This window comes from Bacillus sp. Root131 (assembly GCF_001429475.1).
GTDB lineage: Bacteria > Bacillota > Bacilli > Bacillales > Bacillaceae_G > Bacillus_A > Bacillus_A thuringiensis_S.
Genome location: NZ_LMJQ01000042.1, coordinates 1 through 23,504 on the forward strand (window position 1 = coordinate 1; position 23,504 = coordinate 23,504).

The following is a 23,504-nucleotide window of genomic DNA, read 5'->3' on the forward strand; positions in this document are numbered from 1 at the left end:
CTTGTCTTCAAACGAAAAACACCTCCAATGAATTTGCATACTTAGTATGCGAATTCAGGAGGTGTTTTTTTCATGTACCACTATTCGGGTTCACTTCATCTTTTGATAACAAGGTTTTTTGTTTTAAATTAGTTATTAATAAACTTCTCAAATACAAAACCATAATCTTTCACATTGTATTGTTTCTTCGTATCAACAAGCCAGTTAAAGGCAATCTCGTTCATCTCTTTAAATTGCTCTGCTAAGTTTACTTGTGCGTTTGAAATACGGCTGAAAGCATTAGATGCCATATCTAAACTTTTATGTGCATATTGTAATGTAATGTCGTTGTCGTATGAAATTTCTTCAATTTTAAGTAAAGCCTTATATAAATCTTTTAATTCTTCAATATGTTTTTTATGAACATCAATTGAGTAATGCTCATCTCCCATTTGAAACTTAATTTCTATATCTAAATCAATCGTTCCTGCAGTTTCAAGTGCTACGTTTTTAATTTGATATTTACTATAGCTATAGCGGCGCAGTGTGCGTTTTTTACTTGTTGCGCTTGTACCATCTAGGTGGAGTAATCCTTTGTTTGTGAAGCAATATTCATCTGATTTGGATTTAATTAGAAAATAAATTTTCTCTCCATCTTCGTGCATCACGTAATCATCAGCATCAACTTTATCGTAATCTTTCGGTGTAATGACAGAACCTACATCGCTTAACCCTAAAACATCAGCAGCTACTTTTTTGAACATATATAATCCCCCTTGTAAATTAAATTCTTAATTGTACAAAAATATATTAACATGATTTTCATTTTTTGTTTTCTTGTAATACGAAAATATCTGAAGGTAAGTTAAGAAAAGTAACGCATAATTATTTTGATCCTAAATTATTTAGTAAATCTATTAGTCTAAGAGTCGATTCGCCGAAAAGTAACCAAGAGAAAAAAGCTAATTTTGCAAGTGATTATAGAGAAATTTCGTGAAAGCACCTCAAGCGATATGAGGTGTTTTTCAATCCCTTTTTGAAATCTTACAATTCTGTAAGGTAACTGTAAGGTAGTTCGATGGTAAGAAATTGCTAATCTTTTATAATGAAGATAACAACGATAAAACGAGGAGGAAGAAATGATGAAAGGGTTAGTTGTAACGGGCTTAACGGTTGCTTTTGGATTTGTAGCGTATGAGAAATTAACGTATGTAGTCGATGTTGTGAAACATTTGATTGCTTAGAGAAAACAGCTATGAGAGGGAAAGGGAATGAGTGAATGAATGGAATGGTTATTTGGAATTATAGGTACTTGTAGTGTAGTGTTATTGTTCTTTGTCCCAAGTGGTATACTTAGTTCGACAACAAGTTTGTTCTTCTTAAGTTTGTTTGCTTGTACGATGCTTATTATTATGTTTTTAATGAAGCGAAGTAAACCAATCTTCTATTTTAGCATGATTGTTATGGCAATTATTGTTCTCCAAATTATTACCCTTGTAATATACCCCACAATTATAAAAGCTTTCCATTAATGATGAATCCTCTGCGCTTGTTGCTGGGGATTTTTATTTGTACAATTTTAATTTTTAGTAGAGATTTACTCGTATCGGAATATAAAAATTAAATATTTTTATATTTCAAACAAATGATTTAGGGATGTTGTGTTCTCATTACGCATTTGATATATTTACTTTGAGCATAATTAAAATCAAGAAAAAGAGGCGGACGTATGGATAAAAAAGAAAATACGGTCGTATTGTTTCCACAACTATCAGAGCGCTATATTGATGAAGGTTTTTTAGCGCTGAAAGAGCGGAAATTCGAAGATGCATTGCGTTGCTTTGAAATATTACGTCAGTATAATGCGGAAACGGAACAAACGGAATTAGCTTCAGTTATTTGTTTACTCGAATTAAAACGTATGGAAGAAGCGAAAGATAAATGTGAACAGTTGCTTAAAACAGGAGTTGTCTTATTTGGTGATATTCTTGAAACGTACGTAACAATTTTAGTTCAAACAAATGATTATGAAGGTGTTATTGAAACTGTTGAAAAGGTTTTACAAACGAAAGATATAATGCCTGATCAAAAGGAAAAATTAGCGCAGCTTGCTTTATTTGCAGAAGGTATGCTAAATGAGGGAGACGCATCGCTAGTGGATTCAAACTTTGAATTGGATGAGTTTACTAATGAAATTTTTGGAGAAAACTTTGGACAGAAGCTAAGAGCGATTCAGCGACTTTCGTTAAAAGATTTAGATCTTGCATTACCTGTTTTAAAGAAATTTTTAATAGACGAAGAGCAGCACCCCTATTTGAAAACTTCTATTTTGTATAAAATGATAGAAAGTCAGGTAGAAGAAGAAATAGAGGTAGAAAAGTTTGGAAATACGATTAAGGTGATTCCAGCATTTACAGGTCATAATGAGGAGCAATCCAATAACATTATACATAAATTATCAAGCCGATTAGAGCAAAATTATCCCGATATATTTGAAGCGATGGTTACATATTGGAAAGAGTTGCAAATTAGCGTTTTCCCATTCGCTCTATTAATGGATAAAGAAGAGATTTGGTCAGCTGTTTTAGAGAGAATTGGAAGAAAGCGTTTCGGATTGGCTATTGATGAAGAAGAGCTTATGGCAGCATATAATATCGAATTGGAAGAGTTTCATATTGCCTATCAATGGTTATTACGTGTTGAAAGAGAAGGATATTTGCCCGTATAATTATGAAAAAGAATCGTTCAGTTCTTGAAACGAGCATATTCTATGTTATAATGTAAGGGTTGCAAAAGGCAGAAATCTGCCTGTTTGTAAGAGAAGAGAAGTGCAATTCTCTTACTTAATATGTTTCATATTATTCTCGAACAAAATATACCGTAGTTGTCTTCTGGGCAATTAGTAGATTGGAACATTATATCTGAAAGCTTTTGCTAGAGGGTTATTTGTGTATTTGTTATTTCAAAAAAGAGATAATGAAGATTTTAATCTATAGAGGTATGTGCATACATTATTATAGTTGGAGGGAAAGAATAAATGTCTACAAAATGGGAAAAATTAGAAGGTAACGTTGGCGTTTTAACAATCGAAGTTGATGCTAAAGAAGTAAACAACTCTATCGACGCTGCGTTCAAAAAAGTAGTAAAAACAATTAACGTACCAGGTTTCCGTAAAGGAAAAATGCCTCGTCCATTATTCGAACAACGCTTTGGTATTGAATCTTTATACCAAGATGCTTTAGATATCATTTTACCAAAAGCATACGGTGAAGCGATTGAAGAAGCTGGTATCTTCCCAGTTGATCATCCTGAAATCGACATCGAGAAGTTCGAAAAAAATGCTAACCTTATCTTCACTGCAAAAGTTACAGTGAAACCTGAAGTTAAATTAGGTGAGTACAAAGGTTTAGCAGTAGAAAAAGTTGAAACAACTGTAACTGACGAAGATGTAGAGAACGAATTAAAATCTTTACAAGAGCGTCAAGCTGAACTAGTTGTTAAAGAAGAAGGAACTGTTGAAAACGGTGATACAGCTGTAATCGACTTCGAAGGTTTCGTTGATGGCGAAGCATTTGAAGGCGGAAAAGGCGAAAACTACTCTCTAGCAATCGGTTCTGGTACATTCATCCCAGGTTTCGAAGAGCAAGTAATCGGTCTTAAATCTGGTGAGTCTAAAGACGTTGAAGTATCATTCCCAGAAGAGTACCATGCTGCTGAATTAGCTGGCAAACCAGCAACATTTAAAGTAACAATTCACGAAATCAAAACAAAAGAACTTCCTGAGTTAAACGACGAGTTCGCTAAAGAAGCAGACGAAGCGGTTGCAACTCTTGATGAATTAAAAGCAAAACTTCGCACAAACTTAGAAGAAGGCAAAAAGCACGAAGCTGAGCACAAAGTACGTGACGAAGTAGTAGAATTAGCTGCTGCTAACGCTGAAATCGAAATTCCAGAAGCTATGATCAACACTGAGTTAGATCGTATGGTTCGTGAATTCGAGCAACGTTTAAGCCAACAAGGTATGAACCTTGAGCTTTACTACCAATTCACAGGTACTGACGCTGACAAATTAAAAGAGCAAATGAAAGAAGATGCACAAAAACGTGTAAGAATCAATCTTGTTCTTGAAGCTATCATTGAAGCTGAAAACATCGAAGTTACTGAAGAAGAAGTAACTGCAGAAGTTGAAAAAATGGCTGAAATGTACGGTATGCCAGTAGACGCTATCAAGCAAGCTCTTGGAAGCGTAGACGCTTTAGCTGAAGATCTTAAAGTGCGTAAAGCTGTAGACTTCTTAGTAGAAAACGCTGCATAATAAAATAACAAGGCACGATTTTAATCGTGCCTTGTTTTATAAATATAGAAATAGATTTATAAAACTTTTCGATGGAGAAGGAAAAGTTCCTTTACAAGTCGAATATACATATTTCAAAAGTTTTAAATTTTTTTATTTGTACATAACTAGTCATATTATTTGTATTTCTCGCCACGTAGTGACATAATATGTATTTACATACGATACATTTATCGTGTACATACGAAGGCAAGAGGTTAGCACTTTGTAAGGGGTGTGAAAATATGTTTAAATTTAATGATGAAAAAGGGCAATTAAAATGTTCTTTCTGTGGTAAAACACAAACGCAAGTTCGAAAGTTAGTGGCAGGTCCAGGTGTTTACATTTGTGACGAGTGTATCGAACTTTGTACTGAAATTGTACAAGAGGAGCTTGCGAAGGACGAAGAAGTAGAATTCAAAGATGTACCGAAACCGGTAGAAATTCGTGAAATCTTAGATGAGTATGTCATCGGGCAAGATAGCGCGAAAAAAGCACTAGCGGTAGCGGTATATAATCATTACAAACGCATTAATTCTAACAGCAAAATTGATGATGTAGAATTAGCGAAGAGTAATATCGCACTTATCGGGCCAACAGGTAGTGGTAAAACATTACTGGCACAAACGTTAGCGCGTATTTTAAATGTTCCATTTGCAATCGCGGACGCAACATCTTTAACAGAAGCTGGATATGTTGGGGAAGATGTAGAAAATATCTTACTAAAATTAATTCAAGCAGCTGATTATGATGTAGAGAAAGCGGAAAAAGGAATCATTTATATTGATGAGATTGATAAAGTGGCACGTAAGTCCGAAAATCCATCAATTACACGTGATGTATCTGGTGAAGGTGTGCAGCAGGCACTTCTGAAAATTTTAGAAGGTACTGTAGCAAGCGTTCCACCTCAAGGTGGTCGTAAGCATCCGCACCAAGAGTTCATTCAAATTGATACAACGAACATCTTATTCATTTGTGGTGGAGCGTTTGATGGCATTGAGCCGATTATTAAACGTCGCCTTGGTGAGAAAGTAATTGGATTTGGTTCTGAGAAGAAAAATGCTGATGTAAATGAGAAGCATGTTTTATCTCACGTATTACCAGAGGATCTTTTAAGATTTGGTTTAATTCCAGAGTTTATCGGTCGTCTTCCAGTTATTGCGAACCTAGAGCCACTTGATGAAGATGCTCTTGTTGATATTTTAACGAAACCGAAAAATGCACTTGTTAAGCAATTCCAAAAACTATTGGAGCTTGACGATGTTGAGTTAGAGTTTGAAGAAGGTGCACTAATCGAAATTGCGAAAAAAGCAATTGAACGTAAAACGGGTGCTCGTGGACTTCGTTCTATTATTGAAGGCTTAATGCTTGATGTAATGTTCGAACTTCCATCTCGTAAAGATATCGAGAAGTGTATTCTTACAAAAGAAACAGTAGCTGATAATGAACCGCCAAAATTGGTGTTACAAGACGGTACTGTACTTGATACAAAAACATCTGCATAATGCGAAAGGGAAACAGCAATTTTTATAATTGCTGTTTTTCTTTATGTTTAGCTACGTTCCTCCGCGGAAATACTAAGAGATAAAATATTGCGGGAGGAAATAAATAATGAGCTGGACAAATATATTTTTAGTTGTTCAACTTGTTTTTGGTGTAATTGTCGGATTATATTTCTGGCATTTACTTCGAAATCAACGAACACAAAAAGTTTCAATTGATCGAGAATCGAAAAAAGAATTAGAACAGCTTCGTAAAATGCGTGAGATTTCTTTAACAGAGCCGCTAGCAGAAAAGGTGCGTCCTACAACCTTTTTAGATATTGTAGGGCAAGAGGACGGGATTAAGTCGTTAAAAGCGGCTCTTTGTGGTCCGAATCCGCAACATGTAATCATATATGGCCCGCCAGGTGTTGGGAAAACAGCGGCAGCACGTCTTGTATTAGAAGAAGCGAAACGAAATCCTAAATCTCCATTTCGTACGAATGCAACATTTATTGAACTTGATGCGACGACAGCTCGGTTTGATGAACGTGGTATCGCAGACCCTTTAATTGGTTCGGTGCATGATCCGATTTATCAAGGTGCTGGGGCGATGGGACAAGCAGGTATTCCGCAACCGAAAAAAGGTGCTGTAACAGATGCGCATGGTGGTATTTTGTTTATTGATGAGATTGGCGAACTCCATCCGATTCAAATGAACAAAATGTTAAAGGTGTTAGAAGATCGAAAAGTATTTTTAGAAAGTGCGTACTATAGTGAAGAAAATACGATGATCCCAACATATATACATGATATTTTCCAAAAAGGCTTACCGGCAGATTTTCGCTTAGTTGGAGCAACGACACGTTCGCCAGAGGAAATTCCTCCTGCTATTCGGTCACGTTGCTTAGAAGTATTTTTCCGTGAATTAGATACGGAAGAAATTCAAAAAGTAGCGAAAAATGCTGCGGAAAAAGTAGAAATGCAAATAGGCGAAAATGGTATTGAAATGATTGGGATGTATGCAAGAAATGGACGAGAAGCGATTAATCTCGTGCAAATCTCTGCTGGTATGGCGATAAATGAAGAACGTTCTTTCATTAAAGATGAAGATATAGAGTGGGTTGTTCACTCAAGTCAGCTTACACCGAAATACGAAAAGCACATTTATCCGATTCCAAGGATTGGTCTTGTAAATGGTCTTGCTGTATACGGACCAAATACAGGTGCGTTATTAGAAATTGAAGTAACAGCAATTCCGGCGAAAGATAAAGGGTCGGTAAATGTTACCGGAATTGTAGAAGAAGAAAGTATTGGTAGTCAAACGAAATCGATTCGCCGTAAAAGTATGGCAAAAGGCTCTGTTGATAATGTATTAACAGTACTTCGTTCTTTAGATGTGTTGCCAGAAGGATACGATATACATATTAATTTTCCAGGTGGTATCCCAATTGATGGACCTTCTGCAGGAATCGCTATGGCAACAGGTGTATATTCTGCGGTGCATCGCACATATGTAAATAATGAAGTAGCGATGACAGGTGAAATAAGTATACACGGAGAAGTAAAGCCTATTGGTGGCGTGTACGCAAAAATAAAAGCTGCGAAAAAAGCGGGAGCTAAGAAAGTCATTATTCCTGCTGAAAATATGCAACCATTTTTGTATACTATAAAGGGAATCGAAATTATTCCTGTCCGTAAGTTAAAAGAAGTATTTGAGTTAACATTTATGCAAGAAAATGCGCATAGAGAGCTAGATGTACATACTAACGTAGACGAAACAGATGCACAATCTATGTAAAAATAAACAATAATAAAATTTGCCAGACTTCGTTTAAGTTTGTATGCTTAATCGGAGTCTTTTTTCTTTTCGTGAGGTAGAAAAATAAGCTATTTATAATTGCGAGGAATCTCAGCAATTGCATCTAGGTGTATTGTAATATAAAATAGTTGAACAGGAGTTTAATTTATTATGGAGGTGCTATGTCTAGTATGAATACGAACGAAAGAATCGTGCCCCTCCTACCATTAAGAGGCGTTCTCGTATATCCAACGATGGTTTTGCATCTTGATGTAGGACGTGATAAATCGATACAAGCACTAGAGCAGGCGGCAATGGATGAAAATATCATCTTTTTAGCAATGCAAAAAGAAATGAATATCGATGATCCGAAAGAAGATGACATATATAGTGTAGGTACAGTGGCGAAAGTCAAGCAAATGTTAAAATTGCCGAACGGTACGCTTCGTGTCCTTGTGGAAGGTTTACATAGAGCAGAAGTAATAGAGTTTATCGAAGAAGAAAATATAGTACAAGTGTCTATTAAAACGGTAACTGAAGAAGTAGAAGATGATTTAGAAGAGAAAGCTCTTATGCGTACGTTACTGGAGCATTTCGAACAATATATTAAAGTTTCGAAAAAAGTTTCAAATGAAACATTTGCAACGGTAGCTGATGTAGAAGAACCAGGGAGATTAGCTGATCTAATTGCTTCTCACTTGCCGATTAAAACGAAGCAGAAACAAGAGATTCTAGAGATTGTATCTGTAAAAGAACGATTACATACACTTATTTCAATTATTCAAGATGAACAAGAGTTACTTAGCCTAGAAAAGAAGATTGGACAAAAAGTGAAACGTTCAATGGAGCGCACGCAAAAAGAATATTTCTTACGTGAGCAAATGAAGGCGATTCAAACTGAACTTGGCGACAAAGAAGGTAAGGGCGGAGAAGTAGAAGAACTTCGTGAAAAAATTGAACAGTCAGGAATGCCTGAAGAAACAATGAAGGCTGCGCTGAAAGAATTAGATCGTTATGAAAAGTTACCAGCAAGTTCTGCGGAGAGTGGTGTTATTCGCAATTATATTGATTGGTTATTAGCGCTTCCGTGGACAGAGGCAACAGAAGATATAATTGATCTTGCTCATTCAGAAGAGATTTTAAATAACGATCATTACGGTCTTGAAAAAGTGAAAGAGCGTGTACTTGAATATTTAGCTGTACAGAAGTTAACGAATTCATTAAAAGGACCTATCCTTTGTTTAGTAGGCCCTCCTGGGGTCGGCAAAACTTCGTTAGCGCGTTCAATTGCAACATCATTGAATCGTAAATTTGTCCGTGCATCTCTTGGTGGTGTGCGTGATGAATCTGAAATTCGTGGTCACCGCCGTACATATGTTGGAGCAATGCCAGGACGCATTATTCAAGGTATGAAAAAGGCGAAAACAGTTAATCCAGTCTTCTTATTAGATGAGATTGATAAAATGTCTAACGATTTCCGTGGAGATCCATCAGCGGCATTACTTGAAGTATTAGATCCAGAACAAAACCATAACTTCAGTGATCATTACATTGAAGAACCATATGATCTATCGAAAGTTATGTTTGTAGCAACCGCTAATACACTTTCAAGTATTCCAGGTCCATTACTTGACCGTATGGAAATCATTTCGATTGCTGGCTATACAGAACTTGAAAAAGTACACATTGCTCGTGAGCATTTATTGCCGAAACAATTAAAAGAGCATGGCTTACGAAAAGGTAATTTACAAGTGCGTGATGAGGCGCTTCTTGAAATTATTCGTTATTATACACGTGAGGCTGGTGTTCGTACGCTAGAACGCCAAATTGCAAAAGTTTGCCGTAAAGTAGCGAAAATTATCGTTACAGCAGAACGTAAACGTATCGTTGTGACAGAGAAAAAGATTGTTGATTTACTTGGTAAACACATATTCCGTTATGGGCAAGCTGAAAAAACAGACCAAGTTGGTATGGCAACAGGTCTAGCTTACACAGCAGCAGGCGGCGATACACTTGCAATTGAAGTTTCTGTAGCGCCAGGAAAAGGGAAACTAATTTTAACGGGGAAACTTGGGGATGTTATGAAAGAATCAGCACAAGCTGCGTTTAGTTATATACGCTCTCGTGCAGAAGAGCTTCAGATTGACCCGAATTTCCATGAGAAAAATGATATTCATATTCATGTTCCAGAAGGAGCAGTTCCAAAAGATGGACCGTCAGCAGGTATTACGATGGCAACGGCACTTATTTCTGCACTAACAGGTATTCCTGTAAGTAAAGAAGTAGGTATGACAGGTGAAATTACACTTCGTGGTCGTGTATTACCAATTGGTGGCTTAAAAGAAAAAACATTAAGTGCTCACCGCGCAGGCTTAACAAAAATTATTTTGCCAGCAGAAAACGAGAAAGATTTAGATGATATTCCAGAGAGCGTAAAAGAAAACCTTACGTTTGTGCTTGCATCTCATTTAGATGAAGTATTGGAGCACGCATTAGTAGGAGTGAAACAATGAAAGTAACAAAAGCAGATATTGTAATTAGTGCTGTTAAACCAGAACAATATCCAGACAGTGATTTACCAGAAATTGCATTAGCAGGTCGTTCAAATGTCGGGAAGTCTTCCTTTATTAATAAAATTTTAAATCGTAAAAAGTTAGTGCGTATTTCTTCTAAACCAGGAAAAACGCAAACACTGAACTTTTTCTTAATCAATGAGATGATGCATTTTGTTGACGTTCCAGGTTATGGATATGCGAAAGTGTCTAAATCGGAGCGCGCGGCATGGGGGAAAATGATTGAAACGTACTTTACAACGCGTAAGCAATTAGACGCAGCTGTATTAGTAGTTGATTTACGTCACCAACCAACAAGTGATGACGTGATGATGTATGATTTCTTAAAGCATTATGAAATCCCAACAATTATTATTGCGACGAAAGCCGATAAAATCCCGAAAGGGAAATGGCAAAAGCATTTAAAAGTTGTAAAAGAAACGCTTGCTGTTGAAATTGGCGATGAAATCGTTCTATTCTCTTCTGAAACAGGACTTGGAAAAGAAGAAGCGTGGAAGGCAATTCATAAAATGACAAAAACAAAAAACGCGTGACGAATGTCGCGCGTTTTTTTCTTTATATAAGCTGTTAACGTACGTTTAATGTAACTTCAATATTACCTCGTGTTGCTTTAGAGTAAGGACATACACCGTGAGCCGCTTCTACAAGTTCTTTTGCTTCGCTATGTGAAACGCCAGCGACATGTACATCAAGCACGGCAGATAGGCCAAAACCACCATCTGTATCTTTTCCGATAGAAACGTGAGCGGTTACTTCTGTACTTTCTACTTTCATACGTTTTGTACGAATGACAAGTTGTAATGCACTATCAAAACAAGCTGCATAACCAGCTGCAAATAGTTGTTCTGGATTTGTTGCTTCTCCGCCTGCACCACCTAGTGCTTTCGGCATTTTTACATCAAGATTTAATATGCCATCATCTGAAACTACTTTCCCATTTCTTCCACCTGTTGCTGTTACTGAAGCAGTATATAATTTATCCATATTTATTCCCCTTTTCCATCATTAATTGTTTTCATTGTTTCAATTAGTTTATTTAGCTCAATTAATAAAGAGCGATATTCTTGCTCTGTAATTCCTAAATTTGTAGCCATCGTTGTCGGTAATGAACAAGCCTTTTCCTTTAAATCTTTGCCTTGTTCTGTTAATTCAATACAAACTTTTCGCTCGTCTTCTTTGGAACGAACACGTTTTACAAGTTTTAATGATTCCATTCGTTTTAACATAGGTGTTAACGTACCGGAATCTAAAAATAGACGTTCTCCAATTTCTTTTACTGTTAGTCCATCTTGCTCCCATAGTACGAGTAAAGTAATGTACTGGGGATACGTAATACCCATCTCTTCTAAATAAGGTCGATAAAAACGAGTAACCTCTCTAGAACAGGCATAAATAGAAAAACAAAGTTGGTTATCTAGATGCAAAGAGTCCTCTGTCATACATAACTCCCTTCTAATTAAGTTGTTAACAATTTAATTTTGTAAAATCAATATAACGAAAAAGAAATAAAATGTCAAATACATTGTATTGAGAAAGTGTTTGCTACATTTTGGAACAATCATACATATTTTCCTTCATGATGAAAGAAGATAGGAAAGATGATGTTATAATTTATATGGAATAGTTTCCATCACTTGATTATGAGGACTTTTTTTGGTAACGTACAAATAGAGTTATTAATTTATAATCATTATAAAGTAGAAGATTTTTTTATTAGTTTACTGAATCTCCTTTATTACATACGGAGAATAATTAAAAAATAATCGGTTGTTCACACGATTGTCAGATTCATAAGAGGAAAGTTGTATTATGATAGTAGATAAAGTGATAAAACGGGTGAAGGGGGACATGCTGCGTGCATATTCTTGTTGTTAGTGTAAATTATCGAACAGCCCCTGTAGAATTTCGTGAGAAACTCACATTTCAGGCAGCAGAGCTAGAGCGAGCGATGAATACATTACAAAATCAAAAGAGCGTGTTAGAGAATGTCATTGTATCAACTTGTAATCGCACTGAGATTTATGCTGTTGTCGATCAATTACACACGGGACGGTATTATATTAAGAAGTTTTTAGCTGATTGGTTTCAGCTTGAAATAGAAGAAGTCGCGCCATATTTAACTATTTTTGAACAAGATGGTGCAATAGATCATTTATTCCGCGTAACGTGCGGTTTAGATTCGATGGTAGTCGGAGAAACGCAGATTTTAGGTCAAATAAAAGATAGCTTTTTAGAAGCGCAACAAGTTAAAGCAACAGGCACAATTTTTAATGAATTGTTTAAGCAAGTCATTACATTAGCAAAACGTGCCCACTCAGAAACAACAATCGGGGAAAGTGCAATGTCTGTTAGTTATGCTGCTGTTGAGCTTGGAAAGAAAATATTTGGCGAGTTAACAGATTGTCATGTGCTTATTCTTGGTGCTGGTAAAATGGGCGAACTTGCACTGCAAAACTTATATGGAAGTGGTGCTCGTAAAGTAACAGTTATGAATAGGACACTTTCGAAAGCAGAAGTAATGGCTGAGAAATATATGGGACATGCAAAATCGTTAAGCGAATTGCAATGTGCATTATTAGAAGCAGATATTTTAATTAGTTCAACTGGTGCATCTGAGTATGTCATTACGAAAGAGATGATGACAAAGGTGGAGAAAATGCGCTCTGGTCGCCCTTTATTTATGGTTGATATTGCAGTACCACGTGATATTGATCCAGCGATTGATGAGTTAGAAGGTTCTTTTTTATATGACATTGATGATCTGCAAGGAGTAGTGGAAGCAAATCGTGCTGAGCGTTTGAAAGAAGCGGAGAAAATTCAATTTATGATTGAAGAGGAAATTGTTCTATTTAAAACGTGGTTAAGTACACTTGGTGTTGTTCCATTAATATCAGCTCTTCGTGATAAGGCACTTGCAATCCAAAGTGAAACGATGGTAAGCCTAGAGCGAAAAATACCAAACCTTAGTGATCGTGAGAAAAAAGTCATTAGTAAGCATACGAAAAGTATTATTAATCAATTATTAAAAGACCCAATTTTAGTAGCGAAAGAAATAGCTGCTGAAGAGGGAGCGAGCGAAAAATTAGCGTTATTTGCGAAGATTTTCGATTTAGAAACGGAAGAAGTAGAGAGTCGTGCGGAAGAAGTAGAACATAAAAGAGTGTGGACACCATCCGTTCCATCTTTATAATTTGGAAGGATGATCGGATGAGTTTTTTAAATAACAGTATTATTTATCATATTGCAATTATTTTATATGCTTGTAGCATTAGTTTATATTTTATAGATTATTTCCAAAGTAACCGAAAGGCGAACCGATTTGCTTTTTGGTTACTTTCGATTGTATGGGTATTGCAGTCTATTTTTATGTTGCTTAGGGCGACAGATTCAGAAACGAACCCCATTTTAACTTTATTATCAGGGATTTATTTTTATGTTTGGTTATTGATTACGATGTCGTTAGTCATAAATCGATTTATGCGCGTTGACTTTTTAGTCTTCTTTACAAATGTTGTTGCATTTGGCGTAAGCGCTTTTTCTATTTTTACACCGCTCGGAAAGATGTCGCCAGTACTTGCAGAGCAATTAGTTTCAGAACTTGTATACGTGCATGTTGGAATGGCGATTATTTCTTATGCAACGTTTACGGTATCATTTATTTTTTCTATTATGTATTTACTGCAATATCGCCTATTAAAAAAGAAAAAGTGGAATGCGAGATTAAGAAGGTTAGGGAATTTACCGAAGCTTGAATCTACGTCTTACGGATTAAATTTATTTTCTGTTCCATTTTTCTTACTAGCAATTTTATTAGGATGTATATGGGGATATACAAAATTAGATAATTTTCATTGGTATGATACGAAAGTAATTGGTTCGTTTGTCGTTCTATTTGTATACTGTGCGGGCTTGTATTTAAGAGCGGCAGATGTATTGCAAGGGAAGAAAATTGTACTGTGGAATGTAGGGGCCTTTCTCGTAATGCTAGTTAACATTTTTTTATTAAGTAGTTTATCTAATTTCCACTTTTGGTATTTATAATGAGGAGAGAGAATTATGCGCAAAATTATTGTAGGGTCACGAAAGAGTAAGCTAGCATTAACACAAACAAACTGGTTTATTGATCAGTTAAAAGCACTTGGTTTACCATATGAATTTGAAGTGAAAGAAATTGTCACCAAAGGTGATGTGATTTTAGATGTTACTCTTTCAAAAGTAGGCGGAAAAGGTTTGTTCGTTAAAGAAATTGAGCATGCGTTACTTACGAAAGAAATCGATATGGCTGTACATAGTATGAAAGATATGCCAGCCGTACTTCCAGAAGGGTTAATGATTGGCTGTACACCAAAGCGTGTTGACCCTCGTGATGCTTTTATCTCAAAAAATGGAGCATCGTTTAAAGAGTTAGCGGAAGGTGCTATTTTAGGTACGAGTAGTTTAAGACGTAGTGCACAGCTACTCGCTGCGAGACCAGATTTACAAGTGAAGTGGATTCGCGGAAATATCGATACACGTTTACGTAAATTAAAAGAAGAGGATTACGATGCGATTATTTTAGCGACAGCTGGATTACAAAGAATGGGCTGGGATGATGAAGTTATTACAGAACATTTAGATGAAACGTTATGTGTACCTGCTGTAGGACAAGGTGCATTAGCGATTGAATGTCGTGAGGATGATAAGGATTTATTGCAGTTGTTAGCGCATATGAATGATGCGATAACAGAAAGAACAGTGGCAGCGGAGCGAGTATTTCTTCATAGACTTGAAGGTGGATGTCAAGTTCCAATCGCTGGATATGCAACCCTTAAAGAAAACGATACAATCGAATTAACAGCTCTTGTTGGCTCTATGGATGGCTCTGTTTTATTAAAAGAGACAGTAGTAGGTACTAATCCTGAGGAAGTAGGATTAGAAGCCGCGGGCCGTTTAATTAAACAAGGCGCCAAAGAACTCATTCTTGCTGCAAATAAGGAGCAACAATAAATATGAACGCTCTCGCTGGAAAAACGGTATTGATTACACGTGCCCAGCATCAAGCGAAACAAATGAGTGTAGCAGTGAAAGAAAAGAGCGGAATTCCATTGGAAATTCCGCTTTTGCATATGGAAGGTATGTCTCATAGGCAAATTCAACATATTGAAGGGCAGCTACATTCGTATGACTGGGTTATTTTTACGAGCAGAAATGGTGTAGCTTTTTTTCTAGATAGTTTGAACAAGAAACTACCGCTAACCATTAAAATCGCTGCGGTAGGTGTGAAAACAAAATTAGAGTTAGAAAAAAGGGGCTATCAAGTTCATTTTGTTCCAACTTCATTTGTTGCAGAAGCATTTGCAGAAGAGTTTCTAAAAGAATTAAGTGGAAACGAACGTATTTTATTTCCGAAAGGGAATATAGCAAGAGAGGTAATTCCGGTTGCACTTCGGGAAATTGGTGTTTCTCTAGATGAGCTAATCGTATACGGTACGAAAGTGAATATAGAAAAAAAGCAAGAGCTTATAGCGGCATTGAAGTTAGGGAAAGTAGACATTATTACATTTACGAGCCCTTCAACTGTTACTAGTTTTGTTCGTTTACTTGAGGGTGCAAACTGGAGAGAATGGACAAAAAAATGTACAATTGCTTGTATAGGACCTATTACGGAAAAAGAGGCAAGTCGTTATTTTCCGTCTGTTATTGTGCCGAAAGAGTACACTGTAGAAGCATTACTACAATGTGTTTGTGAATCTATAAAATGAAAGAATGGGGATAGAAATCTATGAACTCTTTACAATTTAATCGTCATCGTCGTTTAAGACAAAGCGGTAGTATGCGTGCACTTGTGCGTGAAACGTTTTTACATACGGAAGATTTTATTTACCCTATTTTTGTATTAGAAGGTGAAAATGTTCGTAATGAAGTTCCTTCTATGCCAGGCGTATATCAAATGTCTTTAGATTTATTGCAAGCTGAAATGCAAGAAGTTGTTGATTTAGGTATTCGTTCTGTTATTGTATTTGGTTTACCTGCTGAAAAAGATGAAGTTGGATCATCAGCATATTGTGATCATGGAATTGTACAACGTGCTATTCAACAAATTAAAGGCGATTTCCCTGAGCTAGTAGTAGTTGCAGATACATGTTTATGTCAATTTACAAGTCATGGTCATTGCGGTGTAATTGAAGATGGTATTATTTTAAATGACGAGTCTCTTGCAGTTCTTGCGAAAACAGCTGTAAGTCAAGCGAAGGCAGGAGCGGACATTATTGCGCCATCAAACATGATGGACGGCTTCGTAACAGCAATTCGCCATGCATTAGATGAAAATGGTTTTGGACACGTGCCAGTTATGTCGTACGCTGTGAAATATTCATCAGCGTTTTATGGGCCCTTCCGTGATGCTGCGCACGGTGCGCCGCAATTTGGTGACCGTAAAACATATCAAATGGACCCAGCGAACCGTATGGAAGCATTCCGTGAAGCAGAATCAGATGTAATGGAAGGGGCTGATTTCTTAATTGTAAAGCCAGCTCTTTCTTACTTAGATATCATTCGTGATGTGAAAAATAACTTTAATTTACCAATCGTTGCTTACAACGTAAGTGGTGAATATTCAATGATTAAAGCGGCAGCGCAAAATGGTTGGATTAATGAAAAAGAAGTTGTGCTTGAAAAATTAATTAGCATGAAACGTGCAGGAGCAGACTTAATTATTACGTATCATGCGAAAGATGCAGCAAAATGGTTGCAAGAAGGAGGCGTTAAATAATGAAAAAGTTTGATAAGTCAATTGCAGCGTTTGAAGAGGCGCAAGATTTAATGCCTGGTGGCGTAAATAGCCCAGTTCGTGCCTTTAAGTCTGTTGGGATGAATCCGTTGTTTATGGAGCGTGGTAAAGGCTCTAAAGTATATGATATTGATGGAAATGAATACATCGACTACGTATTATCATGGGGGCCTTTAATTCATGGGCATGCAAATGATCGTGTTGTTGAAGCGTTAAAATCTGTTGCTGAAAGAGGTACAAGCTTCGGTGCACCGACAGAAATCGAAAATAAATTAGCGAAACTTGTTATTGAGCGTGTACCATCGATTGAAATTGTCCGCATGGTTAACTCTGGAACAGAAGCGACAATGAGTGCACTACGTTTAGCTCGTGGTTATACAGGCCGTAATAAAATCTTGAAATTCATCGGTTGTTACCACGGTCATGGTGATTCGTTATTAATTAAAGCTGGTTCTGGTGTGGCGACTCTAGGTTTACCAGATAGCCCTGGCGTACCAGAAGGTGTAGCGAAAAATACGATTACAGTAGCTTATAATGATTTAGAAAGTGTGAAATACGCTTTTGAACAATTCGGTGATGATATTGCTTGTGTAATTGTAGAACCAGTGGCAGGGAATATGGGTGTTGTTCCTCCGCAACCAGGATTTTTAGAGGGACTTCGTGAAGTAACAGAACAAAACGGTGCACTGCTTATTTTTGATGAAGTAATGACAGGATTCCGTGTTGCTTATAACTGTGGACAAGGTTACTACGGTGTAACACCTGATTTAACTTGTTTAGGTAAAGTAATCGGTGGTGGCTTACCAGTAGGAGCGTACGGTGGTAAAGCAGAAATTATGCGCCAAATTGCGCCAAGCGGACCGATTTATCAAGCTGGTACTTTATCAGGTAACCCACTTGCAATGGCAGCAGGTTATGAAACGTTAGTACAGTTAACGCCAGAATCGTATGTAGAATTTGAGCGTAAAGCTGAAATGTTAGAAGCTGGATTACGTAAAGCAGCTGAAAAACATGGCATTCCACATCATATTAATCGTGCAGGTTCTATGATTGGTATTTTCTTTACAGATGAGCCCGTTATTAATTACGATGCAGCAAAATCTTCAAACTTAGAGTTCTTTGCGGCTTACTATCGTGAAATGGTAGAACAAGGTGTATTCTTGCCACCATCTCAATTCGAAGGTTTATTCTTATCGACAGCACATAGTGACGCAGATATTGAGGCGACAATTGCAGCGGCTGAAATTGCAATGTCAAAATTAAAATAATGTATTAGAGAAAAATCGCTCTCCATAAGGGGAGCGATTTTTTTTATTCATAAAGTAAGCTTTCCCTACATAAATCTGTAATGACATATAGTTTGGGAGGGGGAAAAGAAGTGGCTGCAGATCATTCGTTACGATTTTCATTAAAAGAATCTGTTTGGTTCCAAAAGGGACAGGAAGTCGATGAACTTTTGTCAATTTCGTTAGATCCAGACGTTGAGATAGAAGAGCTTGATCATGAAGTAATCGTGAGAGGGCAATTAGATTTAACGGGAGAGTATGTTGCAAGGCAAGATGATTCGGCGTATTCACTAAGAGAACTATCGCCAGCAAAGTCAATTGATTATGTAGAAACAAGGGAAGATGGGGTTAATGAACTTGTTCATTCCTTTCCGCTTGAAATATCAATTCCGAGAAATCGCGTGAAAGTAATTGAAGAACTATATGTATCAATTGAGGAATTTGATTATGAATTAAAGGAAAATGGTTGCTTACAATTATTAGCGGATATATCTATTACTGGTTTATGTGATGAAGAGAGAAGCGAGGATGAAGAAGAAACGGTGTATGCTGATTTAGAAGAAGATTCAGCGCAAGAGGATGAGAATAGACCGGCGCCCCATGTAGAAGAACCAACATACAAGGAATCAGATGAGTGGGAAGATTACGCATTTGAACCGTTCCAATTAGAGGAAAGAAAAGAGCAGGAATTAGAAGAAGAGAAAATAGAAGAACATGAATTTGTGGAACGTGAAGAGGAGCAAGAAACAACGCCGCAATTTGAATTGTTCGGACGAAAAGATTTCAAGAAAGAAAAAGCGAAAAAGCAGGAAGAACAAGAAGAAGAGTACTCACAGCGAGATGAAAATGCGCTTTATTTAACAAAACTATTTACGAAAGAACCGGAAGAGGAATTTACAAAGTTAAGAATGTATTTCGTACAAGAAGGGGATACAATTGAATCTATTGCAGACCGTTATGAAACATCGGTACAAAATTTGTACCGTGTCAATCAAACAGAAGATATATTTTTAAATACGGGGCAAATTATTTATATTCCCGTTTCAAGAGTAAAGGCGAAATAAAGAAGTTATGTTTTGAATAGAAAGGGTTATTCGTATGGATATTGAATTGCGAAATCACTATGAACCTATCGTGAGGCAATATAGATTGGATACGCAGCATATGGAAGAGCACGGAAATGTAATGAAAATTTATACGAATCAAGGTCCATATGCACTTAAGAAAATAGAAGGCAGAAAGTTAGAGCGGAATAACTTTCTGCATCATATTCAATATTTGAAGGAGAAAGGTTTTTCAAATTATGTACCTATATACCATGCGACGGATGGAAATTATATTTTAAGTGACGGGACGTATAATTATTATTTAATGCCTTGGTTAGAACGTGCAGAAGGAAATGGTGAGGACAATGATCAATACCATAAAATGTTTCAGACACTCGGAACGTTGCATCAAAAAACTGTGAAGGAAGAAACGTATACGGAAGAAGATTTAGAAAAACATTATACAACTATATCCAATCGCTGGGAAAATGATGGTGAGATGTTAGAAGAGTTTCTCGTAGAATCTGAATCAAAATGGTATATGTCCCCGCTTGAATTGCAATATTGTACGTACTATCATCATGTAATGAGAGCGCGTGAATTTGCAACGAAGCAATTAAATGAGTGGAACGATGCGATGAAAGAAAAAGATAAAACGCGTATTACTTTTGTACATGGTAACGTGTCACTTAATCATTTTTTATTTGACTATGAGCGGAATGGCTATTTTATTAGTTTGGAAAAATCGAAGTTTGCAACGCCTGTGCAAGATATAGTAGGTTTTTATTCACGGTCTTTAGACACATATCCGATCGCAAGAAGTGATCGGTTTGAATGGTTTCAAATGTATCAAAAAAATTTTCCGTTTACGAAAGAAGAGCAACTTCTCATGTTTGCTTATATGACGTACCCATCACAATTTATTCGACAAATCGGTTCGTATAGAAAAAGAAAAGATAATCGCAACGAGGAAAATGAATTGCTGGAAGTAAAGAGTTTGCAACAATCGCATTGGCTCGTTAGCAATATAGAATATTTCCTATCACAATTACAAGCTGCCCAGCAAGGGAACGGGTAAAGTAAAACTTTAATCAGCGGGGCTCCCGCCTAACTTCTTTGCTTCAGCTGAATTTTGATGTAGGGATCTTACTGCCCGCAAATAGCGAGATAAAGAAGATAAGTAGAGAATGCTACTTATCTTTTTTGTGCGCCTGAAAATTCATAGACTTAAATTTATCTTGACGAATAAGGTTTCGTTTTTTACACTATTGTATATAATAATTAACAATCATATAAATGCCTTGAAGGGGAAGAGTATAACATGAAACGTCTTCAGAGAGGAGAATCATTAGCTGGGAGATTCTCTAGATAGTTATGTTAGAAGGTAGCCCTGGAGCATCTTTTCTGAACGGAATAGTTCTTATTAGGAAAAGACGGATTTGTCCGTTATCAAATTAAGAGTATAAGCAAATTATGAATTTGTTTGTAAATAAAGGTGGTACCGCGATGTCCCTCGTCCTTTTTGGATGAGGGACATTTTTTATTTTAAGGAGGGAAAATAATGTCAAACACGGAAAAGAATTTACCAACTAAATATGATCATATGTCCGTTGAAGAAGGCCTTTATCAATGGTGGCTTGAAGGCAAATATTTTGAAGCAACAGGAGACGAGAAGAAACAACCGTATACAATTGTAATTCCACCTCCGAACGTAACTGGTAAGTTACACTTAGGTCATGCTTGGGATACAACTCTTCAAGATATTTTAACTCGTACGAAGCGTATGCAAGGATACGATGTACTATGGCTTCCAGGAATGGACCATGCTGGTATCGCAACACAAGCGAAAGTAGAAGGAAAACTTCGTGAAGAAGGTATTTCACGTTACGATCTTGGCCGTGAAAAATTCCTTGAAAAAGCTTGGGAGTGGAAAGAAGAGTACGCTTCTCACATTCGTCAACAATGGGGGAAAGTTGGTTTAGGACTAGACTATTCTCGTGAACGCTTCACATTAGACAAAGGTTTATCAGATGCGGTTAATAAAGTATTCGTTCAATTATACGAAAAAGGCTTAATTTACCGTGGTGAATATATTATCAACTGGGATCCAGCAACACGCACAGCTCTTTCTGATATTGAAGTAATTCATAAAGAAGTTCAAGGTGCATTCTACCATATGAACTATCCGTTAACAGACGGTTCAGGTCACATTCGTCTTGCTACAACTCGTCCAGAAACGATGCTTGGTGATACAGCAGTAGCAGTTCATCCAGAAGACGATCGTTACAAACATTTAATCGGAAAAACAGTTACACTTCCAATTGTAGGCCGTGAGATTCCGATTATTGCTGATGAGTACGTAGAAAAAGACTTCGGAACAGGTGTTGTAAAAATTACACCAGCTCATGACCCGAATGATTTTGAAGTAGGTAACCGTCATGACTTACCACGCATCTTAGTAATGAATGAAGATGGATCGATGAACGAAAAAGCTGGTAAGTATAACGGTATGGATCGTTTCGAATGCCGTAAAGCATTAGTGAAAGACTTACAAGAGGCTGGCGTATTAGTAGAAATCGAGCCTCATATGCATTCAGTAGGTCATAGTGAGCGTAGCGGTGCAGTAGTTGAGCCTTACTTATCAACACAATGGTTCGTAAAAATGGCTCCACTTGCAGAAAAAGCAGTAGCACTTCAACAAAAAGAAGAAGAAAAAGTAACGTTCGTACCAGAGCGTTTTGAAAACACATACTTACGCTGGATGGAAAACATTCATGACTGGTGTATTTCTCGTCAATTATGGTGGGGACACCGTATTCCAGCTTGGTATCATAAAGAAACTGGTGAGGTATACGTAGGTACAGAAGCACCAGCAGATATTGAAAACTGGAATCAAGATAACGATGTACTTGATACATGGTTCAGTTCAGCGTTATGGCCATTCTCAACACTTGGTTGGCCGGATGAAGATTCAGCAGACTTTAAGCGCTACTATTCAACAGATGCATTAGTAACTGGTTATGACATCATCTTCTTCTGGGTATCTCGTATGATTTTCCAAGGTTTAGAGTTTACAGGCGAGCGTCCATTTAAAGATGTATTAATTCACGGTTTAGTTCGTGATGAGCAAGGTCGTAAGATGAGTAAATCTCTTGGTAACGGTATTGACCCAATGGATGTTATCGAGAAGTACGGTGCAGATGCAATGCGCTATTTCTTATCAACAGGAAGTGCACCAGGTCAAGATTTACGCTTCAGCATGGAGAAAGTAGAATCTACTTGGAACTTCATTAATAAAATTTGGAATGCATCACGTTTCGTATTAATGAACATGGATGATATGAAGTATGAAGAAATCGATTTAACTGGTGAAAAATCAGTTGCAGATAAGTGGATCTTAACTCGCTTAAACGAAACAATCGAAAGTGTAACACGTAACATGGATAAATATGAGTTCGGTGAAGCTGGACGTTCATTATACAACTTCATTTGGGACGATTTCTGTGACTGGTACATTGAAATGGCGAAGCTTCCACTATACGGTGAAGATGAAGCAGCTAAGAAAACAACTCGTTCTATTTTAGCTTACGTATTAGACCAAACAATGCGTCTATTACATCCATTCATGCCATTCGTAACAGAAAAAATTTGGCAACATTTACCACATGAAGGCGAATCTATTACAGTAGCTGCGTGGCCAACAGTTCGCGAGGATTTACAAGATACGGAAGCTGCGGCAGAAATGCACCTTCTAGTTGATATCATTCGCTCTGTTCGTAACATCCGTGCAGAAGTAAATACGCCAATGAGCAAAAAAGTTCAAATGCAAATTAAAGCAAAAGATGAGGCTGTACTTGCTCAACTTACGAAAAACAGCTCTTACATTGAGCGTTTCTGTAATCCAAGCGAATTAACAATTCAAACGGATTTACAAGCGCCAGAAAAAGCAATGACTGCAATCGTATCAGGTGCAGAGTTATTCTTACCATTAGCTGATCTTATCAATCTTGATGAAGAGAGAGCTCGTCTTGAGAAAGAACTTGAGAAGTTCGATAAAGAAGTAGAACGTGTACAGAAGAAACTTTCTAACCAAGGTTTCGTAGCGAAAGCTCCTGCGGCAGTTATTGAAGGAGAGCGTGCGAAAGAGCAAGATTACCTAGAAAAACGCGAAGCAGTTCGTCAACGTCTAGTAGATCTTGAAAAGTAAAAATGTTTTTAGAGACTCACTATATTGGT

General features: G+C 37.0%; 19 protein-coding genes and 1 other annotated feature. Of the genes, 16 read left to right on the forward strand and 3 right to left on the reverse strand.

Annotated elements, in window-relative coordinates; genetic code table 11:
• Positions 1–128: 128 nt before the first annotated feature.
• Positions 129–743 (reverse strand): PH domain-containing protein, encoded by a 615-nt coding sequence (locus ASE54_RS29535; RefSeq protein WP_000475213.1) that lies wholly within the window; start codon positions 741–743, stop codon positions 129–131.
• Between the two features lie 519 nt (positions 744–1,262).
• Between ASE54_RS29535 and ASE54_RS35385 the strand changes: the two genes are divergently transcribed.
• The 7 genes from ASE54_RS35385 to ysxC all read left to right on the forward strand — a co-directional run bounded on the left by ASE54_RS35385 (position 1,263) and on the right by ysxC (position 10,700).
• On the forward strand, positions 1,263–1,511 hold the full coding sequence (locus ASE54_RS35385) for a hypothetical protein (protein ID WP_001983650.1): 249 nt from the start codon (positions 1,263–1,265) through the stop codon (positions 1,509–1,511).
• Between the two features lie 197 nt (positions 1,512–1,708).
• Positions 1,709–2,707 carry a hypothetical protein gene (locus tag ASE54_RS29540; RefSeq protein ID WP_000358275.1) on the forward strand — a complete coding sequence of 333 codons (999 nt, stop codon included), beginning with the start codon at positions 1,709–1,711 and terminating at the stop codon, positions 2,705–2,707.
• Positions 2,708–3,016: 309 nt separating this feature from the next.
• A complete protein-coding gene (gene tig / locus ASE54_RS29545; protein ID WP_000105215.1) occupies positions 3,017–4,294 on the forward strand; it encodes a trigger factor in 1,278 nt (425 codons plus the stop codon).
• A 263-nt stretch (positions 4,295–4,557) separates the two neighbouring features.
• Positions 4,558–5,817 (forward strand): ATP-dependent protease ATP-binding subunit ClpX, encoded by a 1,260-nt coding sequence (clpX, locus tag ASE54_RS29550; protein WP_000472289.1) that lies wholly within the window; start codon positions 4,558–4,560, stop codon positions 5,815–5,817.
• A 106-nt stretch (positions 5,818–5,923) separates the two neighbouring features.
• Positions 5,924–7,594, forward strand: coding sequence for an ATP-dependent protease LonB (gene lonB / locus ASE54_RS29555; RefSeq protein WP_000119171.1), 1,671 nt, complete (start codon positions 5,924–5,926; stop codon positions 7,592–7,594).
• Positions 7,595–7,776: 182 nt separating this feature from the next.
• Entirely contained in the window at positions 7,777–10,107 is a 2,331-nt protein-coding gene (lon, locus tag ASE54_RS29560) for an endopeptidase La (protein ID WP_000097281.1), read from the forward strand.
• Positions 10,104–10,700 carry a ribosome biogenesis GTP-binding protein YsxC gene (gene ysxC, locus ASE54_RS29565; protein WP_000869118.1) on the forward strand — a complete coding sequence of 199 codons (597 nt, stop codon included), beginning with the start codon at positions 10,104–10,106 and terminating at the stop codon, positions 10,698–10,700. Before lon ends, ysxC begins: the two co-directional genes overlap by 4 nt.
• Before the next feature lie 34 nt (positions 10,701–10,734).
• Here the strand turns inward: ysxC and ASE54_RS29570 are convergent, their stop codons facing one another.
• Together ASE54_RS29570 and ASE54_RS29575 are read right to left on the reverse strand one after the other, a co-directional pair.
• Positions 10,735–11,151: an organic hydroperoxide resistance protein gene (locus ASE54_RS29570; protein WP_000359773.1), complete on the reverse strand. Its 417-nt coding sequence runs from the start codon at positions 11,149–11,151 to the stop codon at positions 10,735–10,737.
• A 2-nt stretch (positions 11,152–11,153) separates the two neighbouring features.
• Positions 11,154–11,606, reverse strand: coding sequence for a MarR family transcriptional regulator (locus ASE54_RS29575; RefSeq protein WP_000133913.1), 453 nt, complete (start codon positions 11,604–11,606; stop codon positions 11,154–11,156).
• Between the two features lie 416 nt (positions 11,607–12,022).
• On the opposite strand from ASE54_RS29575, the gene hemA reads away from it, so the two are divergent.
• The 9 genes from hemA (at position 12,023) to ASE54_RS29620 (ending at position 23,475) form a co-directional block, all read left to right on the forward strand.
• Positions 12,023–13,357, forward strand: coding sequence for a glutamyl-tRNA reductase (gene hemA, locus ASE54_RS29580; protein ID WP_000547856.1), 1,335 nt, complete (start codon positions 12,023–12,025; stop codon positions 13,355–13,357).
• Between the two features lie 17 nt (positions 13,358–13,374).
• A complete protein-coding gene (gene ccsA, locus ASE54_RS29585) occupies positions 13,375–14,208 on the forward strand; it encodes a cytochrome c biogenesis protein CcsA (RefSeq protein WP_000009002.1) in 834 nt (277 codons plus the stop codon).
• Between the two features lie 15 nt (positions 14,209–14,223).
• Positions 14,224–15,153 carry a hydroxymethylbilane synthase gene (gene hemC, locus ASE54_RS29590; RefSeq protein ID WP_001226404.1) on the forward strand — a complete coding sequence of 310 codons (930 nt, stop codon included), beginning with the start codon at positions 14,224–14,226 and terminating at the stop codon, positions 15,151–15,153.
• A 2-nt stretch (positions 15,154–15,155) separates the two neighbouring features.
• Positions 15,156–15,908 carry a uroporphyrinogen-III synthase gene (gene hemD, locus ASE54_RS29595; protein ID WP_000992324.1) on the forward strand — a complete coding sequence of 251 codons (753 nt, stop codon included), beginning with the start codon at positions 15,156–15,158 and terminating at the stop codon, positions 15,906–15,908.
• Positions 15,909–15,928: 20 nt separating this feature from the next.
• Positions 15,929–16,918 carry a porphobilinogen synthase gene (hemB, locus tag ASE54_RS29600; RefSeq protein WP_001087080.1) on the forward strand — a complete coding sequence of 330 codons (990 nt, stop codon included), beginning with the start codon at positions 15,929–15,931 and terminating at the stop codon, positions 16,916–16,918.
• Entirely contained in the window at positions 16,918–18,204 is a 1,287-nt protein-coding gene (gene hemL / locus ASE54_RS29605) for a glutamate-1-semialdehyde 2,1-aminomutase (RefSeq protein ID WP_000712938.1), read from the forward strand. Before hemB ends, hemL begins: the two co-directional genes overlap by 1 nt.
• A gap of 110 nt (positions 18,205–18,314) precedes the next feature.
• The gene (gene spoVID, locus ASE54_RS29610; protein ID WP_000718528.1) at positions 18,315–19,286 is read left to right on the forward strand and encodes a stage VI sporulation protein D; all 972 of its coding nucleotides are present in this window, start codon (positions 18,315–18,317) and stop codon (positions 19,284–19,286) included.
• Positions 19,287–19,320: 34 nt separating this feature from the next.
• Entirely contained in the window at positions 19,321–20,346 is a 1,026-nt protein-coding gene (gene ysxE, locus ASE54_RS29615; protein ID WP_000350651.1) for a spore coat protein YsxE, read from the forward strand.
• A 214-nt stretch (positions 20,347–20,560) separates the two neighbouring features.
• Positions 20,561–20,792: a binding site (T-box leader), on the forward strand.
• A 37-nt stretch (positions 20,793–20,829) separates the two neighbouring features.
• Positions 20,830–23,475 (forward strand): valine--tRNA ligase, encoded by a 2,646-nt coding sequence (locus ASE54_RS29620; protein WP_000072243.1) that lies wholly within the window; start codon positions 20,830–20,832, stop codon positions 23,473–23,475.
• Positions 23,476–23,504: the final 29 nt, after the last annotated feature.

What these genes read in the sequence shown, in the direction of transcription:
- ASE54_RS29570 (WP_000359773.1), bottom strand. Translation starts at nt 11,151, where the DNA reads ATGGATAAATTATATACTGCTTCAGTAACAGCAACAGGTGGAAGAAAT.
- ASE54_RS35385 (WP_001983650.1), top strand. Translation starts at nt 1,263, where the DNA reads ATGGAATGGTTATTTGGAATTATAGGTACTTGTAGTGTAGTGTTATTG.
- tig (WP_000105215.1), top strand. Translation starts at nt 3,017, where the DNA reads ATGTCTACAAAATGGGAAAAATTAGAAGGTAACGTTGGCGTTTTAACA.
- ysxC (WP_000869118.1), top strand. Translation starts at nt 10,104, where the DNA reads ATGAAAGTAACAAAAGCAGATATTGTAATTAGTGCTGTTAAACCAGAA.
- hemL (WP_000712938.1), top strand. Translation starts at nt 16,918, where the DNA reads ATGAAAAAGTTTGATAAGTCAATTGCAGCGTTTGAAGAGGCGCAAGAT.
- ASE54_RS29540 (WP_000358275.1), top strand. Translation starts at nt 1,709, where the DNA reads ATGGATAAAAAAGAAAATACGGTCGTATTGTTTCCACAACTATCAGAG.
- ASE54_RS29535 (WP_000475213.1), bottom strand. Translation starts at nt 743, where the DNA reads ATGTTCAAAAAAGTAGCTGCTGATGTTTTAGGGTTAAGCGATGTAGGT.
- lon (WP_000097281.1), top strand. Translation starts at nt 7,777, where the DNA reads ATGTCTAGTATGAATACGAACGAAAGAATCGTGCCCCTCCTACCATTA.
- hemB (WP_001087080.1), top strand. Translation starts at nt 15,929, where the DNA reads ATGAACTCTTTACAATTTAATCGTCATCGTCGTTTAAGACAAAGCGGT.
- hemC (WP_001226404.1), top strand. Translation starts at nt 14,224, where the DNA reads ATGCGCAAAATTATTGTAGGGTCACGAAAGAGTAAGCTAGCATTAACA.
- ASE54_RS29620 (WP_000072243.1), top strand. Translation starts at nt 20,830, where the DNA reads ATGTCAAACACGGAAAAGAATTTACCAACTAAATATGATCATATGTCC.
- ysxE (WP_000350651.1), top strand. Translation starts at nt 19,321, where the DNA reads ATGGATATTGAATTGCGAAATCACTATGAACCTATCGTGAGGCAATAT.
- lonB (WP_000119171.1), top strand. Translation starts at nt 5,924, where the DNA reads ATGAGCTGGACAAATATATTTTTAGTTGTTCAACTTGTTTTTGGTGTA.
- ccsA (WP_000009002.1), top strand. Translation starts at nt 13,375, where the DNA reads ATGAGTTTTTTAAATAACAGTATTATTTATCATATTGCAATTATTTTA.
- hemD (WP_000992324.1), top strand. Translation starts at nt 15,156, where the DNA reads ATGAACGCTCTCGCTGGAAAAACGGTATTGATTACACGTGCCCAGCAT.
- clpX (WP_000472289.1), top strand. Translation starts at nt 4,558, where the DNA reads ATGTTTAAATTTAATGATGAAAAAGGGCAATTAAAATGTTCTTTCTGT.
- ASE54_RS29575 (WP_000133913.1), bottom strand. Translation starts at nt 11,606, where the DNA reads ATGACAGAGGACTCTTTGCATCTAGATAACCAACTTTGTTTTTCTATT.